Origin of the sequence: Microcoleus sp. S36b_A4, from assembly GCF_036700645.1 — a bacterium.
In the GTDB taxonomy this organism is placed as follows: domain Bacteria; phylum Cyanobacteriota; class Cyanobacteriia; order Cyanobacteriales; family Microcoleaceae; genus Microcoleus.
On the sequence record NZ_JAUBPI010000015.1, the window covers coordinates 71,544 to 88,109 of the forward strand.

General features: G+C 45.6%; 11 protein-coding genes. 8 read left to right on the forward strand and 3 right to left on the reverse strand.

The genetic code is table 11. The features are described from left to right. Nucleotides 1-4: 4 nt before the first annotated feature. The 6 genes from QUA03_RS07170 to QUA03_RS07195 all read left to right on the forward strand — a co-directional run bounded on the left by QUA03_RS07170 (nt 5) and on the right by QUA03_RS07195 (nt 8,002). Entirely contained in the window at nt 5-718 is a 714-nt protein-coding gene (locus QUA03_RS07170) for an NnrU family protein (protein WP_333210840.1), read from the forward strand. 45 nt (nt 719-763) lie between these two features. Next, nucleotides 764-1,141: a thioredoxin family protein gene (locus QUA03_RS07175; protein WP_333135247.1), complete on the forward strand. Its 378-nt coding sequence runs from the start codon at nt 764-766 to the stop codon at nt 1,139-1,141. Nucleotides 1,142-1,504: 363 nt separating this feature from the next. Next, the gene (locus QUA03_RS07180) at nt 1,505-3,550 is read left to right on the forward strand and encodes an NAD(P)H-quinone oxidoreductase subunit 5 (RefSeq protein WP_333210842.1); all 2,046 of its coding nucleotides are present in this window, start codon (nt 1,505-1,507) and stop codon (nt 3,548-3,550) included. A 447-nt stretch (nt 3,551-3,997) separates the two neighbouring features. Then, a complete protein-coding gene (ndhD1, locus tag QUA03_RS07185) occupies nt 3,998-5,584 on the forward strand; it encodes a photosynthetic/respiratory NAD(P)H-quinone oxidoreductase subunit D1 (protein ID WP_445242578.1) in 1,587 nt (528 codons plus the stop codon). 272 nt (nt 5,585-5,856) lie between these two features. Continuing rightward, on the forward strand, nt 5,857-6,672 hold the full coding sequence (locus QUA03_RS07190) for a DMP19 family protein (protein WP_333210844.1): 816 nt from the start codon (nt 5,857-5,859) through the stop codon (nt 6,670-6,672). 256 nt (nt 6,673-6,928) lie between these two features. After that, nucleotides 6,929-8,002, forward strand: coding sequence for a M14 family metallopeptidase (locus tag QUA03_RS07195; protein ID WP_333210846.1), 1,074 nt, complete (start codon nt 6,929-6,931; stop codon nt 8,000-8,002). Nucleotides 8,003-8,124: 122 nt separating this feature from the next. On the opposite strand, the gene QUA03_RS07200 is transcribed toward QUA03_RS07195, so the two are convergent. After that, on the reverse strand, nt 8,125-8,874 hold the full coding sequence (locus QUA03_RS07200) for a LuxR C-terminal-related transcriptional regulator (RefSeq protein ID WP_333210847.1): 750 nt from the start codon (nt 8,872-8,874) through the stop codon (nt 8,125-8,127). A gap of 92 nt (nt 8,875-8,966) precedes the next feature. Here QUA03_RS07200 and QUA03_RS07205 point away from each other — a divergent pair, with 92 nt between their 5' ends. Both QUA03_RS07205 and QUA03_RS07210 read left to right on the forward strand, forming a co-directional pair. Next, nucleotides 8,967-9,398 (forward strand): DUF6220 domain-containing protein, encoded by a 432-nt coding sequence (locus tag QUA03_RS07205; RefSeq protein ID WP_333210850.1) that lies wholly within the window; start codon nt 8,967-8,969, stop codon nt 9,396-9,398. A 9-nt stretch (nt 9,399-9,407) separates the two neighbouring features. Next, nucleotides 9,408-9,842 (forward strand): MAPEG family protein, encoded by a 435-nt coding sequence (locus tag QUA03_RS07210; RefSeq protein WP_333210851.1) that lies wholly within the window; start codon nt 9,408-9,410, stop codon nt 9,840-9,842. A 15-nt stretch (nt 9,843-9,857) separates the two neighbouring features. Here the strand turns inward: QUA03_RS07210 and QUA03_RS07215 are convergent, their stop codons facing one another. Continuing rightward, complete coding sequence (locus tag QUA03_RS07215; protein ID WP_333210853.1) at nt 9,858-10,103, reverse strand: hypothetical protein; 246 nt, start codon at nt 10,101-10,103, stop codon at nt 9,858-9,860. A gap of 197 nt (nt 10,104-10,300) precedes the next feature. Continuing rightward, nucleotides 10,301-15,994, reverse strand: a complete 5,694-nt coding sequence (locus QUA03_RS07220; protein ID WP_333210855.1) for an AAA family ATPase — start codon at nt 15,992-15,994, stop codon at nt 10,301-10,303. Nucleotides 15,995-16,566 lie beyond the last annotated feature (572 nt).

Consider the following 16,566-nt stretch of genomic DNA (forward strand, 5'->3'; position numbering starts at 1 on the left):
TGCAATGACGATCGACTTGGCGCTTGACTCCCACTTAGTTATTCTGGGCCTGTTACTGGTTTTTGCGATCGCCCACAGCGGTTTAGCAGCCCTCCGGCCCAAAGGTGAAAAGCTGATCGGGCCGAGACTTTACCGCGTTTTGTTTGCCCTTGTCAGTTTGCCGCTAGCCGTCATTCTGATTGTCTACTTTTTCAACCACCGCTACGACGGCGTGCAGCTTTGGCAAGTACAGGGCGTCCCCGGAGTTAAACCGGCAGTTTGGATACTTTCGGCAATTTCCTTTCTGTTTCTGTACCCAGCAACTTTCAACCTCCTAGAAATTGCCGCCGTCCAAAAACCCCAAGTTCACCTCTACGAAACTGGCATCATTCGCATCACCCGTCACCCGCAAATGGTGGGACAACTGATTTGGTGCGTGGCCCACACCCTGTGGATTGGCACTAGCTTTACCCTCGTCACTTCCATCGGTTTGGTACTTCACCACCTGTTCGGAGTGTGGCACGGCGACAGGCGGCTTCAGGCTCGTTTTGGGGATTCCTTTGAAACCATCAAATCTCGAACCTCAATTATTCCTTTTTTGGCAATCCTGCAAAAGCGTCAAACCCTTGATTTGCTAGAGTTTCTGCGCCCTTCCTATCTAGGTGTAGTCATTTTTACGGGCCTGCTGTGGGAAATTCATCCTTTTTTGATGCGTGTCACTAGGAACATATACTGGTAGCATGATCCCTAGGATAGAAAAAAAATTATTAAATTTTGAGGGCTCATGGTGTTGTCGGTTAGCGAACGCACTTTTGCACAAGAGGTGTTTCAAGCCTCTACCCCCGTTTTAGTTCACTTTTCGGCTCCTTGGTGCGGTTTGTGCCGCGCGATCGACCCCACGCTTAAGACTTTTGAGGCACAGTGGGCAGAAAAAGTCAAGCTAGTAGGGGTGAATGCCGATCAATGTTTCAAGTTGGCCCACACTTATCGGCTGACAAGTCTGCCGACGCTGATTTTGTTTGAGGGCGATAAAGTTCGATTTAGATTGGAAGACTACAAAGGACGCGAGGAACTGCGGCGGACTCTGGATTCCTGGATGCTGGCGGCTCACGTAGCTTCCCCATCTCAACGGCTGCAACTTCAGGAAGTAGCCAACCGGTAATGGTTCCAAGGCATTCGGCTCTTGTGTAGAAGGCATTCGGCTTTTATGTCGGAAGCAGAAGGCATTCCCCATTTGTCAATCAACCATCGGACACCAAAATAAATCTCGCAGTCTTGAACGCACAGGACTGTGAGATTTGTCCTATAGTTTCCCTTGCCACAGGAATAATAATTTTCGGAGTAGGGTGCGATCGTCTCGCTGGCGATGAAAAAAGTAGTGCGATCGTCTTGCTCGCGATTGCACTCAGGTATAGCAATACTTAAAGAATTGGATCAAGTATTTTGGCCCAGTGGCGCAGGCGTGTGTCACAATTGTTTACAGTTTTGGCAATATCTAGTAGAAACTTTAAACTACCTATCAGTCATGGAACTGCTTTATCAATATGCTTGGCTGATTCCAGTCCTGCCACTGGCAGGCGCAATGCTAGTAGGTCTAGGCTTAATCACCTTTAACCAGGCAACCAACAAGCTCCGACAAGCGAATGCGATATTAATCGTCTCCGCACTCGGCGGGTCAATGGTACTCTCCTTCGCATTGCTGTGGAGTCAACTACAGGGCCACGCACCCTACACCCGCAGTATTCAGTGGGCTTCTGCTGGCGACTTCTCGCTGAATATGGGCTATATTATCGACCCCCTAACGTCGGTGATGCTGGCGATCGTCACTACGGTCGCCTTTTTGGTGATGATTTACACCGACGGCTACATGGCTCACGACGACGGGTACGTGCGCTTTTACGCCTACCTGAGCATCTTCAGCGCCTCGATGTTGGGTCTGGTAATCAGCCCGAACATCGTTCAGATTTACATTTTCTGGGAACTTGTAGGTATGTGTTCGTACCTGCTAGTCGGATTTTGGTACGATCGCAAACCCGCTGCTGACGCTTGCCAAAAAGCTTTTGTCACCAACCGCGTCGGCGACTTCGGCCTGCTGCTGGGCATCCTCGGCATTTACTGGGCCACCGGCAGCTTTGAATTTGAGGTGATGGGCGAACGCCTGCACTCCTTAGTCGAATCCGGTGCTCTTTCGGCGACTCTGGCGACAATCTTCGGCGTCCTGATATTTTTGGGCCCAGCAGCCAAATCCGCTCAATTCCCCCTCCACGTCTGGCTCCCAGACGCAATGGAAGGCCCGACACCGATTTCTGCCTTAATCCACGCCGCGACAATGGTAGCCGCGGGCGTATTCCTGATTGCTCGGATGTACCCGGTGTTTGAAGGGCTGCCGGCAGTCATGAATTTGATCGCCTGCACCGGCTGTTTTACGGCATTTATGGGTGCTTCGATCGCGATTACCCAAAATGACATCAAAAAAGGCCTCGCCTACTCCACCATCTCCCAACTCGGCTACATGGTGATGGCAATGGGCGTCGGCGCTTACAGTGCCGGACTTTTCCACTTGATGACCCACGCTTATTTCAAAGCAATGCTGTTCCTGTGTTCAGGTTCAGTCATTCACGGTATGGAAGCAGTTGTAGGCCACAACCCCGCACTCGCGCAAGATATGCGAGTCATGGGCGGCTTGCGGAAATATATGCCGATTACCGCTTCTTGCTTTTTAATCGGTAATTTGGCAATCTGCGGAATTCCGCCGTTTGCTGGTTTTTGGTCAAAAGACGAAATCCTCGCCAGCGCCTTCGCAGCAAATCCCGCTTTGTGGGCTGTTAGCTGGTTGACGGCGGGGATGACCGCGTTTTATATGTTCCGGATGTATTTCAGCACCTTTGAGGGCGAATTCCGAGGAAATGACAGCGCCATCAAGCGGCAACTCTTGCAACCCGGTCTTGTTTTTGGCCCGGGAGCGATGAACGTTAAGGAATTGGCCTCAACTGACGACAGTCACGATGAGCACGACCATTTGCCTCACGAATCTCCTCTGACAATGGCTCTGCCGCTAGTGTTGCTGGCAGTACCTTCTGTGTTTATCGGTTTTCTCGGTACGCCGTTTGCCAATTATTTCGAGCAGTTTGTTCGCGCTCCTGGCGAGTCTCTCGAAGAAGTTTTGGAACACGCTGCTGAGTTCAATTTGACGGAATTTTTGATTATGGGTGGAAGCTCTGTAGGTATTGCTTTGCTGGGCATTACTTTGGCTTCTCTGATGTATTTGAGCCGTAAAATTGACCCAAGTGCGATCGCCCAAAAAATCAAACCGCTTTACGAGTTCTCCCTGAACAAGTGGTATCTCGACGATATCAACGATTTTCTCTTTGTCAAAGGCAGCCGCCGTTTAGCGCGGCAAGTCATGGAAGTGGATTTGCGAGTCGTCGATGGTGTCGTCAACTTAACAGGGTTTATCACCCTGGTTAGCGGCGAAGGTTTGAAATACTTTGAGAGCGGTCGCGCTCAATTTTATGCCTTGATTGTGTTTGTCGCAGTTCTGGGTTTTGCGATCGTTTCGGGAGTCAGTTAAATCGGTAGGGACACGGCATTTAGTGTCAACTTAATGTCAAACCGACTGTATCTCTTGTTTGTCTCGAAGTCTAGATCCCCCCTAACCCCCCTTGATAAGGGGGGAACAAGAGTATTCTCTCAAAGTCCCCCTTCTTAAGGGGGATTTAGGGGGATATAAACTGGGCGAGCAACGAAAGATACAAAAGTTTTTAGGCTTAAGTTCACACGCTTTGGGCATGGCCGTATCCCCACTAGGAGATATTTTAAGAAATGGTATCAGCTCAATAACTCACAATTGACAATTAGCCAATAGAAGTAATCTTTGATTAAAATTAACTGTTGCGATCGGATAATTTATCCAAATAATAGCAAAAAAATTTGTGCCGTATAAAGAAAGTATAAAATTTAGGCTAAAATTGGCAAAATGTGTTTAAACCTAATAACTGATGGATCATTTTAAAACGCAATGGATACAGCTAACTTTCCCTGGTTAACAACAACAATTCTGTTTCCCATTGCTGCGTCCTTGCTGATTCCTTTAATTCCCGATAAGGATGGCAAGACGGTGCGGTGGTATGCCCTAATTGTCGGTTTGATCGATTTTGCCCTACTTGTTTACGCTTTTTACACTCAGTACGACTTCAGCAATCCAGATTTGCAACTGGTAGAAAGCTATACTTGGGTGCAGCAACTCGATTTAAATTGGTCTGTGGGTGCTGACGGTTTATCGATGCCGCTGATTTTGCTGACTGGTTTTATTACTACTCTGGCTACTTTAGCTGCTTGGCCGGTCACATTTAAACCGAAGCTATTTTACTTTTTGATGCTGACAATGTACGGCGGCCAAATCGCAGTTTTTGCCGTACAGGATATGTTGCTGTTTTTCCTAGTTTGGGAACTGGAATTAGTCCCGATTTACCTGATTTTGTCAATCTGGGGCGGCAAGAAGCGCCTCTACGCAGCAACTAAGTTTATCCTATACACCGCAGGCGGTTCGCTGTTTATTTTGCTGGGCGCGCTAACGATGGCGTTTTACGGCGATACGGTGACTTTCGATATGCGGGCGATCGCAGCTAAAGATTACGCCCCCACTGTAGAATTGCTCCTGTATACAGGTTTCTTAATAGCTTACGGCGTCAAACTGCCAATTTTTCCGCTGCACACTTGGCTCCCTGACGCTCACGGCGAAGCAACCGCACCCGCCCACATGTTGCTAGCAGGAATTCTGCTAAAAATGGGCGGCTATGCTTTACTGCGGATGAATGCGGGAATGCTCCCGGATGCTCACGCTGTCTTCGCACCCATCTTGGTAATTTTGGGTGTGGTTAACATTGTTTACGCCGCCTTAACTTCTTTTGCTCAGCGAAATTTGAAGCGGAAAATTGCTTATTCTTCGATTTCGCACATGGGGTTTGTGCTGATTGGGATAGCTTCGTTTACCGATTTGGGAATGAGCGGTGCAATGCTGCAAATGGTTTCCCACGGTTTAATTGGGGCGAGTTTGTTCTTCATGGTGGGTTGCACTTACGATCGTACTCATACGCTCATGCTGGACGAAATGGGCGGTGTAGGACAGAAAATGCGTAAGGTTTTTGCCATGTGGACTGCTTGTTCTATGGCTTCTTTGGCTTTGCCGGGAATGAGCGGTTTTGTAGCAGAATTGATGGTGTTTGTAGGTTTTGCAACGAGCGATGCTTACAATCCTGTGTTTAAGGTTTGTGTGGTATTTCTAGCTGCTGTCGGGGTGATTTTGACTCCGATTTATCTGCTGTCGATGCTGCGTGAAATCTTCTACGGGCCTGAAAATAAGGAATTGTCCGATCACGAAGAATTGGTGGATGCGGAACCGCGAGAAGTGTTTATTATTGCGGCTCTGTTAGTGCCGATTATTGGTATTGGTTTGTATCCGAAGATGCTGACTCAGGTTTACGATGCGACTACTGTACAGTTGACTGCAAGATTGCGGGATTCTGTGCCGTCGCTTGTGGCTAAGGCTGCTGCGGATAAAACTGTGTCTCTGCGTGCTCCGGCGATCGAGCCGAGTAAGTTGTGATTTAAACTGGATATATAAGAAAACCCCCAAACTTGATTTTTAAAATGGTTTGGGGGTTTTCTATATACCGGATCGAAGTAAATCGATTAGATTGGGATTTTTAAACCGCAGATTTCAGCAGATAAACACAGATGAACGCTGATGTGATTTTCAGTATTGTCGTTCCTCAAAAAGCATACAAGAGCTTGATAGGCTATATTCAATGTTGCAACTGCAATATAATTAATAGTTGGGCCACATAAAAAGTTTTAGCCTAAGAGGGAGACGGAAAAATGAGTGACGACATACTTGGCTCGAAAGATGCTGTCGTGATCTCAGCGGAAAGCATGAATAGCGATGATATCCGCGCGACGATCCAATCAAATATTGACTTTGTGAATGCACTATTTGAAGAGCTTCTGAATCTCTCAGAAATTTCTCACGACGCACTCCTCAGTTACTACGTTGATTATTACCTCGGGCAGGTGAATAATGGTGGTTTTGCTCAGTTTGTCTATAACACAAGGTGGCAGCCTGCGGTCATCGCGCTAGTTAAAGAAGGCCTTGGGCAAATCGGCGCGACACAACATACCGATCTTTTTGCAAAAGGAGAGGCGCTGGTTACAGCAGGAAAGACAAAGTTAGCATCGTTCTTTTCGAGTGGGTTATTCGGCGAAAATGCTGAGAGAGACAGGCTAAATGGCATCAATGAGGACTTTTATTCGATCGCACAAGAGGAGAGTCTCGAACGATTAAATGCTAACTGGTTAAAAGCGCGCCCCGGCCTGATTGTTGTAGCAGAAGATCGAATCCAACAGGAAGTCACTCGACGAGCATTGAGTATTTCCGATCGCGAGGCCCGGCGAGCCGAGGCCAGTGCTGCCGAGCCGAAATACATTAAACTGATACGAGCCTTGTGTGATGCAGCCGGCCATAAGCTTGAGCGCGTTACGGCAGGGGATACAATGAATGAGTACGGTAGCAAAAGAATACTCGCTTGGCACTTTATTACTGACAATGGGCATCACTTCATGGTGGAGGCTGATGGGAAGGCTATGATGTTTTCTGGAAAGTCCAAGGAACAGATTGCGGAGCTGGTAATGGTATAACTATACAGCCAAATTAATAGTTAGGTTGATGCACTATCTTTTTTAGTCTTTACTCTTAATTGTTCTTATTTCTATACTTGCTAGAATAAAAGGGAATACTAACCGAACGGCAAAGCGTTATTGTTATGCCAAGAGTGCGATCTTTGTTAAGGGCGATAGAAGTGTTAGACCGCAACTACAGTATAATTAATAGTTATGCGGTGTGAGTTATCTTTTCAGGCATAATTGTAAGGTTAGTGGTGGGTAATGAAGATTTATGAGCTATTCAGAAGCATTTTCACCCAACTACATTACTGCACGAGAGCGATTTCGAGCAGCATCTTCATCTTTGGGTTATCAGCACACAGCCTATCCAATCGATCGGGTTAGTCCAACTGGTGAAGAATTAACTATTGATGTGGCGATCGGTGGTTCTTCCAACCCACGACGATGTGTAGTCATTTCTAGTGGCTTGCATGGAGTAGAAGGCTTTATGGGCTCGGCAATCCAACTTACCTTGTTAGAAAAGCAGCAACTTCTCACATCGTTGTCGCCTGATATTAAGGTTGTATTTATTCATGCTCTGAATCCTTATGGTTTTGCATGGCGACGACGTTGGAATGAAAACAACATAGATTTAAATCGTAACTTTTTGTTGCCAGAAGAAGTTTTTGAGGGCAGCCCCAAAGATTATCCTAAATTCAATTCTTTTCTCAATCCAACTTCACCTCCATCACGATTTGAACCTTATATTATTCAAGCTATCTGGCTGATATTGAGATATGGAATGACCAGTTTGAGAAACACTTTTCCTGTAGGGCAATACGATTTTCCCAAGGGGCTTTTTTTTGGCGGTCATTCTCCATCCAAAACTCAAGAGATTCTAGCTAGCAATTTGCCCCAATGGATTGGTAATGCTTCAGAGGTACTGCATATTGATTTCCACACAGGTTTAGGACGCTGGGGAACTTATAAGCTTTTGCTTGACGCATCTGCAACATCAGAATCTTGTTCAAGACTAGCTCAACGATTTGGAGTAGAAACAATAGAACCGAACAGTACAGAAGGTGTGTCATATCCAATTCGCGGTGGATTAAAAACTTGGTGCCAAGCTCTTCTACCAGAGTGTCGCTATGATTTACTAACCGCAGAATTTGGCACTTACTCAACGATTCAAGTCTTGAAGGCATTGCGGGCGGAGAATCGTGCTTACTGGTGGGGTAAGTCAGACCAGAGCTATGAATGGACAAAAGACCAGTTGGTAGAAATGTTTGCACCCATATCTCGCAAGTGGCGAGAACAATGTTTAACTCAAGGACTTGATGTTTGTAAACGAGCGTTGATGGACTGAAGGAGTTGCGACGGTAAGCGATCGCCCTACTCAATACTTCAAAATTACCATTTGGTCGATCGCCCTTCAATTCGGTGCGTAAGCGTTGCCCTCGAAGAGGATCGCTCTCCGGGTTTCTAGCATTAAGTTGATTGGTGGGTGTTCTGCATCAAGTTGGATGGAGACATTTTTACACTTGGAAAATTATATTTGGTCGCCGAAAGCTGTGCAACCATTTCTGCACGAGACGAAACCTCAAGCTTGCGGAACATTCGCTTCAAAGCTTGCTTCACCGAATTCTCAGTAATCCAAAGTTCCCTCCCGATTCCTGCGTTGGTTCGCCCCAAAGCAACCAATTCGGCAATTTGCAATTCACGAGGCGTTAGGCGTGAGGTATTGAAAGGTTGGTGCTGCGATTCCCTACGGGATAGCTTCGCCGCGCGTACTGTTGCAGCCCAAACAGACAAGTGCAAACATATCGCACTCAAATCCGCTAGATTTTCTGTATCGAAAGCGGGCATTGACCGATCGCGGGTGCAACCTACTGCACCCACTAATTGACCGCGACTGACAATCGGCCCCGCCATCACGTGCCAATGATCGGGTCGGGGACAAATTATTGTCCAAACCTTGGGAGATGCCACCAATGCTTCATGGACAGGGGCGTGACGATCCACTAGATAACGCACAACAGGATTATGTTCGATTGATAGTCCAATTTGCAGTGTTTTCTGAAGATTGCTATCTACCAAGGGCAGTCGATCGAAGAAAAAGATTCCCGATCGTTTAGCTGCAAAATACTCACCAATTTTGGGCACGACTTGCGATCGCAAATCTTCTTCGTCCTCTACCTGGTCGATCGCTTCAAATAAAAGCTGCAAGGGACTTTTCATGGTCATGATCTCAAAAAGAGTACCCGATCGAGGTCTAGAAGCATTGCAATACTCGAATTATATTACCCTTGTAATCTCAAAAGCAACTTGACATGACAACAAGTTCGGAAATCGAGCCTGATTGCACTCCCACACGTGGGATACTCATCAGCTTTTATGTGACTTCAATCATCTTTAATCTCTGCTTAATTGCTCAGTTATTAACGGTTGGAGTTGCCTACTTCAATAATCCTGCATGGTGGGATATTCATATTTGGCTAGTGCGAGGGTACAGTGGGCTGTCATTAGTAGTATTACTGGGATGGTCGTTTATCGCCCCATTCTCACGCAGAATACGACATCTCGCCGCAAGTTTACCAGTCCTGCTTGGACTACAATTTGCCAGCATTCATCTCAAAACTCCTCTTCACCTAGAGATACTCCATCCTCTAATTGGATTTACGTTACTCTATGTTTCTTCAAGCCTTGTACATAGCATATCGCGCACTTTATCGCCCACCAACTATCAGAACAATCAAATTTGAGAAGTAAAAATGACGCAAGATGCAATCTTCAGTCCCTTCTTTGCAACAGTGTTTTTAACACTCCTAGTCTGGGTGTATATGTACATCCGCCGTATCAGTTTTATCACCAGTAGAAAGCTCGACCCGAAAGAACTTGCTGTACCGGGCGCACTGGCACAAATCTCGCCACCAAGCGTATCCAATCCATCGGATAACCTAAAAAACCTGTTCGAGATTCCGATACTTTTCTATGCACTTGTTCTATATCTGTTCATCACAAAGCAGGTGGATACAGTGTATGTGAACGCCGCGTGGGTATTCGTTGTGCTTCGCACATTGCATAGCGCTGTCCATTGCACATTCAATCTCATCATACTTCGGTTCTACCTCTACCTATTTGCCACGCTCGCGGTGTGGTTCATCGCGATCCGCGCAGCACTTATCCATTTTGGCATAATTGATTAACCTCGCTCAAATGAGCTAGAAGTTATCAACAGTCGCCGAACAATGAGCGTGCAGCGGAAAGCCCGCCCTGTTTATGCCTGTGTGTTCCGGGTCTTGCGGGGCGGTCTGCCACTGAATCGAGTAGTGAACTAGCGATCGCAATACCCAATACTTTAAAATTACAATTTGGTCGCTCGCTCTTTTAGTTTCTAGCCTGATTGTTGTTATACGGAGAGTGCGATATTTGTTAAGAGCGATCGCGCGGAAGAAGAGAGGTATCATATTTACAGTCTAACTGAGAGCTAGACTTGATAATTATGAACTAAATCAAGTTTAAAACATTCATAAATATCAATAGGATTAGAGGCGCACAGAAGGAATACAGAAGGAATTGCGCCCAGACTTCTTCAAGATGTCTATTCATCACTAGAACTGATCATTGTCTGTTTAGGACTACAGGAAATACCAATAACAACTACTCATCTGGTTTGGCTTTGCAAAGCCAATTTTTGATAGTCCTGTTTAATAGGAATCTGAATGATAAACTCTGCTCCCTGACCGGGATGAGAAACACACTTCAACTGTCCGCGGTGTTTTTCTACCACAATCTGGTAGCTGATTGACAGCCCCAAACCGGTGCCTTTCCCTACGGGTTTCGTCGTGAAGAACGGGTCGAACAGCCGGCGGTTCACTTCCTCTGTCATACCGGGGCCATTGTCGCAAATGCGAATCACAACAAATTGGGCAGCTTTCCGGGTCGGGTTGAGGTTGGGGGAATCCACCTCAGCCGAAGAAACTGTAGAGCTTTCCGCAAGGGCGGGATTGGAAATCGGGGATTTTTCTTCTTCCCCATACCCCACTGAGGTGCGAATTGCGATCGCCCGCGGCCCCCTTTGGTCATTGAGAGTGTCAATCGCATTCGCCAGTAAATTTACGAACACCTGGTTCAGTTGGCCCGCATAGCACTCCACCAGCGGCAGCGGGCCGTACTCTTTAATGATTTGAATAGCAGGCTGGTCTAATTTAGCTTGCAGTCGGTGCTGCAAAATCAGTAGGGTGTTATCGATGCCCTCATGGATATCGACCTGTTTCATTTCCGCTTCATCCAATCGCGAGAAGTTTCGCAGGGAGAGGACAATTTCGCGAATTCGGTCTGCCCCCACCTTCATCGAATCCAGCACTTTGGGTAAGTCTTCCATCAAGAAATCTAATTCGATTGCCTCAATATCCTCAACAATCGCTGCTGTGGGATGGGGGTATTGTTCTTGATAGAGTTTTACCAATCCTAGTATGTCTTCACTGTATGTCCTGACGTGACTCAGGTTGCCATATATGAAATTAATCGGGTTATTGATTTCGTGGGCCACCCCGGCCACCATCTGTCCCAGTGAGGACATTTTCTCAGTCTGAATTAGCTGGGTCTGGGTGCGCTTGAGTTCTTGGAAAGAAAGCTCTAGTTGTTCGGCTTGTTTTTTTAATTGCGCTTCTGATTGTCGCAGAGCTTGCTCTATCTGCACGCGATCGCCAATTTCCTGGCTCAGGAGCAGATTTTTTTCCTTTAATTCCTGCGTCCTCTCTTCCACTTTATGTTCTAAAGTCCGGCTGTAATCTTCTAATTGCTCATTGGCTTGTTTCAGGCTGTCAGTCGCCTCAGACAAATTGGCATAGAGTCGAGCATTTTCCAGCGAAATCGCCGCTTGAGAACAGAGCACGGTTAAAACTTCCAGGCGATCGGGAGTAAACGCACTCCTTGTCAGATTATTTTCCAAGTAAAGCAGACCAATGAGCTTTCCTTGATGGACGACTGGCATACATAAAACTGACTTCGGTTGGGCGTTAACAATATAGCTATCCCTGGTAAAAATACCCTCCTGGCTTGCATCATTTAATACCACATTTTTCTGCGTTCTAGCCACATAATTGAGGATAGAAAACGGCAATTTATGACTCGTTTGTATTGGTGTGGATTGCAGCACTACTACCTCATCATTATCTATGCTTGCCGTCCCTTCTACCACAAGTTGACCATCTTTTTCTAAAATGAAGTAGCTTTTTTCAGCCCCAGCATTCTCAATTGCAATTTTCAATAACTTAGAAAGCAGATTTTCCAGAACAATTTCGCCAGAAATAGCTTGAGAAGATTTCATCACAGATGCGAAATCAAGTGCTGCAAAACTCCCCGTAGTCGTCGAGCTGGTCGTCCGTGATACGTCGAAGCTGGGAGTTTCTTTAGTCAGTATTCGCGAGAAGAATTCAGGATATTCTTCTGATAAATATTGCACTTTTGCTTTCGCTCCCCAGCGAATATAGCCATAGTAAGCATCCGTCAAATAAATCTCCGCTATCTTCTCCCGCCCGCGATAGAAATAAAACTCGGCAGCCCGTTCATTAGCTAGGGCTTCTTCCTGAATGTATCCCTGTTCTCTGGCTCCTTGAATGCTAGCGTCATAATACTCCATCGCTTTGCCAATTTTTCCCAAAATTCGTGCTTTTTCTGCCTCCACTAACTCGTACTTGTGTTGATAATTCATCGACCCATGTATAGCCCATTGCTGCATTTTTTTCTGATTTTTTGCCACTTGCTTCAAGGATTCTTTTTGTTCACTGCTGGAAACTTGGGGATATTGAGCAAGGAGAGCCAGAGAATAGTAGAAATTGTATTCCGCACCACTCATCAGACCGGGCACACCATCTTTGTATTTTTCTGCTGAGCGGGCGCTCTTGAGTGACTGAGCGTAATCTTTAAACAAATAAAGTCGAATCAATTTTGTCAGGTGAGCCAAAAAAATAAACATATGTTTATTATCGGCAATTGACTGGTGGAGGAGTTCTTCTTCATTCAACAATTCGCCATTGAGCATATATTCCTCTTCAGATGCGGCGAGTAATTGTAATACCATTACTCTCCACGTCTTTAAGTAAGGAATATGCGAATCTTGTTTAAGATTCAGCAGTAAATCAAGATATTGCGCCTGCTTCTGAGCAACTAATTCCAGCGGTTGACCTGTAAAAAATATATGATCGCAATAGTAGATAGAATTATAACCCACATCTTCTAAATCTCCAGTCTCCAGACCGCTTTTAATTCCCTCAACCATTGGCGCTAAACTTTCCTTGCCATGCTCTTTCCAGTGTCTAATATGAGCATTAAAAACTACATATACGTAAGATTTTAGTTCTTTGGCATCAAAGCGATCCAACAAATTTAAGGCTAGTTGTCCAAATCTATATCCCGCATCTATTTCACCGAATGGCCCGCATAGAAGTAAGCCATAAACCGCATACCCAGCAGTGGCCTGGGGCGAATTACCATATTGGATAGACAGATCAATCATTGTAAATGCAAATTGGGGAAATAAGGCAGGAGCCACATGATAAGAAAGAGGAGCAGATTTCAATAATATCCCCATCGCCACTAGCTTATTGATATCCGTCATTTCTGGCAGATTAGCTAACGCTTCAGTATTCATTTCTTGTGGAGGTTCCGGACAAAGAGAGACACCCAGCATCCCCAGAACTTGCAGCCCAATATCAAACGCGACTTGTATCTGGTTTTGCTGGGAATAAAACTGCATTTGGATTTCATAAACTTTGACTTTTTCGAGCAGAGTTTTCGCGTGTTTGAGAGCCTCCTCAGAAAGGATTTTTGCTCGCTCGAAGTTGATGTTTAGAAATTCCACGGCCGCCGCTTCCGCATACAGAGGGAACGTCAGGTCATACTGAGTTTCCCAGCTATCTTCTCTGAGGAGTTCTAGCCCCACCCGTAGTTGTCTGGCGGCAGTTTCATAAGCTGTTGCTGCCTTAGCTTTTTTGCCGGCTATCAAATTTAATCGGGCTAGACGATCTTTTTCTGCCTGATCCGTGATGCAGTCAGCCCCAACATTTAACTGATTGACAATCTCAAAGATATTTTCTTCAATCTCCTCTGCAGGAGTATGATCCAGTAGCAGTTCACCAATTTTCAAGTGAGTCTGTTGTTTCTGAGATTCGGGAATAAGAGAATACGCCGCTTGCTGCACCCGGTCATGGAGAAATTTATAAGCGATAGGCGCGTGATAGCTGTAAGGCAAAGGACCCGGTGAGCATGATAGCAGATGACAATCTGGAACTATTCTCTCCTTTACTTCCCTGCTCATTTCATCGGAGGTAAAAACGAGAGGAATTTTGTAGGCTTCGCTGAGGGGCAAAACCAAGCCAGCCTGAAGAGATTCCCACAAATCCGCCGCCGTTTCCGACTGAGATTTTTCATTGACAATAGCCAGAACGTCTAAATTAAATTTGTCTCCAATACAGGCGGCTAGCTTTAAGACATCCTGCGTCTCCTCCGAGAGTTTTTGAATATTTCTGGCAATCAGTTCGACGACATTATAATCTGTGATGCCTACTGCTTGAATTTGGTTCAATGACCACTGCCAGCACCCAGCACTGAATTCAAAGGTCAATAGCTTTTCTTGATGCAGAGTAGCGAACATCTGAGTCAAGAAGAAAGGATTGCCCTGGGTTTTATTGAAAAGTAGCTCAGACAATTCAGAAACCCGGTGTCTCGGAACAGAAGACTCATTCAGGGTATCCGCTACCAGCAAGCTGACGTTGCCAATATCCAAAGGACGGAGGGTGATATTATTTACAACCGCCCCATTCTTTTGAATCTCATCCAACGTCACCATCAACGGATGCGTCGGACTCACTTCGTTATCTCGATAGGCTCCCATCAGCAGTAAATATTGGCTGTCCGGGTCACAAATAAGCAGATGAATCAACTTGAGTGATGCCGAATCTGCCCACTGTAAGTCATCCAAAAAGACGACCAACGGGTGTGAGGGTTTAGTAAATACATGAATGAATTCTTTAAACACCCGATTAAAGCGATTCTGGGATTCAAATGGCCCCAATTGCGGAACCCCTCCTTGAGGCCCGACAATCAGTTCGACTTCGGGAATGACATCTACTATGACTTGGCCATTTGAGCCTAAAGCTTCTAAAAGTTGCTCTTTCCAAATCGCTAGTTTTTCCGAACTTTCTGTTAAAAGATGCCGCATCAAACCCTGAAAGGCTTGAATCAAAGAAGCATAAGGAATATTTCGTTTTAATTGGTCAAATTTACCGGAGATAAAATACCCGCGCTGCCTGACAATCGGTTTTTGAACTTCATTTACTAAGCAAGATTTGCCAATTCCTGAGTAACCGCTGACTAGCATCATTTCGCTGGTACCGCCGGAGACTCGCTCAAAGGCTGCCATCAAAGTGGCTACTTCTTGCTCACGACCATAGAGCTTTTGCGGGATGATGAATTGTCCACATTTATCCCTCTTACCGATTGGAAAGTTGTCAATTTTCCCATGGGTTTGCAGTTGATGACGGCATATTTCTAGGTCAGCTTTTAGTCCCCTAGCGCTTTGGTATCTGTCTTCAGCAGTTTTAGCTAATAATTTCATTACAATGTCAGAAATTGCTTGGGGAATCTCACCGATTTGCTGATGGGGTGGCACGGGTGTTTTAGCGATATGGCAGTGAATTAATTCCAGGATGTCGGTGGCTTGATGTGGCCGCTTTCCAGTTAGCATTTCGTAAAAGGTGACACCTAATGAGTAAAAGTCGGTACGGTAGTCCATTGAGCGATTCATCCGCCCGGTTTGTTCTGGGGACATATAGGCAAGGGTACCTTCTAGCAAGTTGGGATTGCTGAGGGTCTGGTTTTCTCGCTCTAGGTGCGTGGCAATGCTAAAATCGATGATTTTGATTTGACTGGTTTTGGGGTTGACAATAATATTCTGCGGTTTAATATCTTTATGAATAATCTTATTTTCATGCAGTTGAGCTAGGGTTTCTGCTAGATGAATTGCCAGACTCAGAAATTTGCTGATTTCAAGTTGTTTAGCTGTGATTAGGTTTTTCAGGGAGTCTCCGCCAAAATCTTCTAATATCAGCGCCAGACCGTTATTATGCTTTTCTAAAGAGTAAGCTTTGATAATTCCGGCTATGTCGAGAGTTGTGAGAATTTTATATTCATGCCTCAATCGTGCGATTTCTTCTATTGTGGGATACTCAGCTTTAAGGGTTTTTACTATAACCGGAGTTGGCTCGGACTCCCTAACGCCGCGATAAATAACTGTATTGACACCTTCATGAAGCGGCAACGATAAGAGTTTGTAACCGGGCAGCGTGGTTTTCATATTCGTTTTTTCGATGAGTACGATTATTCGGGTGTGGAATTGATGGATGGGAACCTGAGACAGCGATGTTCGATCGCCTGTTGGGAAGAATTTCAACTAGCCGGGCCTCAGCTTGTTAATAAGTGCCAATATTTTGTCCACTCATTCAATGCTAAAGTGCATGATGGCTTAATCTTTAACTATAACTATAAGACCTATGCTGGAGTTGGGAAACCAAGAATTGGCGCTGGGACAAGCGCCTCCAGATAAATTAGGTGATCGCACTAACTCCACCGTCTGTTTAAATGTCTCTGGACGTACTCCGCACAGACGCTTAAAGTTTTCATAGCTCAGGTTTTTTACATCCCAGTAGCTCATTATGTGGCTGTGCCTAAATTATTATCACTTAGGATTATACATTCTACTAAAAAATGTTTGCAGCACTTCGACCGGGCGCGATCGTTGCTCTTAACAGGGTACAAGTCGCGATCGCCTTGCCTAATTTTTTAACAGGTACATTAGACCTCTTGCGAAAGTCTCAGACGAGCGCTAGTTTGTCTTCAAAAAAAGTTCATAATTATAAATACCAGCGA

Excerpts from the sequence above, each read along its gene's own strand:
- QUA03_RS07205 (WP_333210850.1), top strand. The coding sequence starts at position 8,967 with ATGACAACAAGTTCGGAAATCGAGCCTGATTGCACTCCCACACGTGGG.
- QUA03_RS07210 (WP_333210851.1), top strand. The coding sequence starts at position 9,408 with ATGACGCAAGATGCAATCTTCAGTCCCTTCTTTGCAACAGTGTTTTTA.
- QUA03_RS07200 (WP_333210847.1), bottom strand. The coding sequence starts at position 8,874 with ATGAAAAGTCCCTTGCAGCTTTTATTTGAAGCGATCGACCAGGTAGAG.
- QUA03_RS07195 (WP_333210846.1), top strand. The coding sequence starts at position 6,929 with ATGAGCTATTCAGAAGCATTTTCACCCAACTACATTACTGCACGAGAG.
- ndhD1 (WP_445242578.1), top strand. The coding sequence starts at position 3,998 with ATGGATACAGCTAACTTTCCCTGGTTAACAACAACAATTCTGTTTCCC.
- QUA03_RS07220 (WP_333210855.1), bottom strand. The coding sequence starts at position 15,994 with ATGAAAACCACGCTGCCCGGTTACAAACTCTTATCGTTGCCGCTTCAT.
- QUA03_RS07180 (WP_333210842.1), top strand. The coding sequence starts at position 1,505 with ATGGAACTGCTTTATCAATATGCTTGGCTGATTCCAGTCCTGCCACTG.
- QUA03_RS07170 (WP_333210840.1), top strand. The coding sequence starts at position 5 with ATGACGATCGACTTGGCGCTTGACTCCCACTTAGTTATTCTGGGCCTG.
- QUA03_RS07190 (WP_333210844.1), top strand. The coding sequence starts at position 5,857 with ATGAGTGACGACATACTTGGCTCGAAAGATGCTGTCGTGATCTCAGCG.
- QUA03_RS07215 (WP_333210853.1), bottom strand. The coding sequence starts at position 10,103 with ATGATACCTCTCTTCTTCCGCGCGATCGCTCTTAACAAATATCGCACT.
- QUA03_RS07175 (WP_333135247.1), top strand. The coding sequence starts at position 764 with ATGGTGTTGTCGGTTAGCGAACGCACTTTTGCACAAGAGGTGTTTCAA.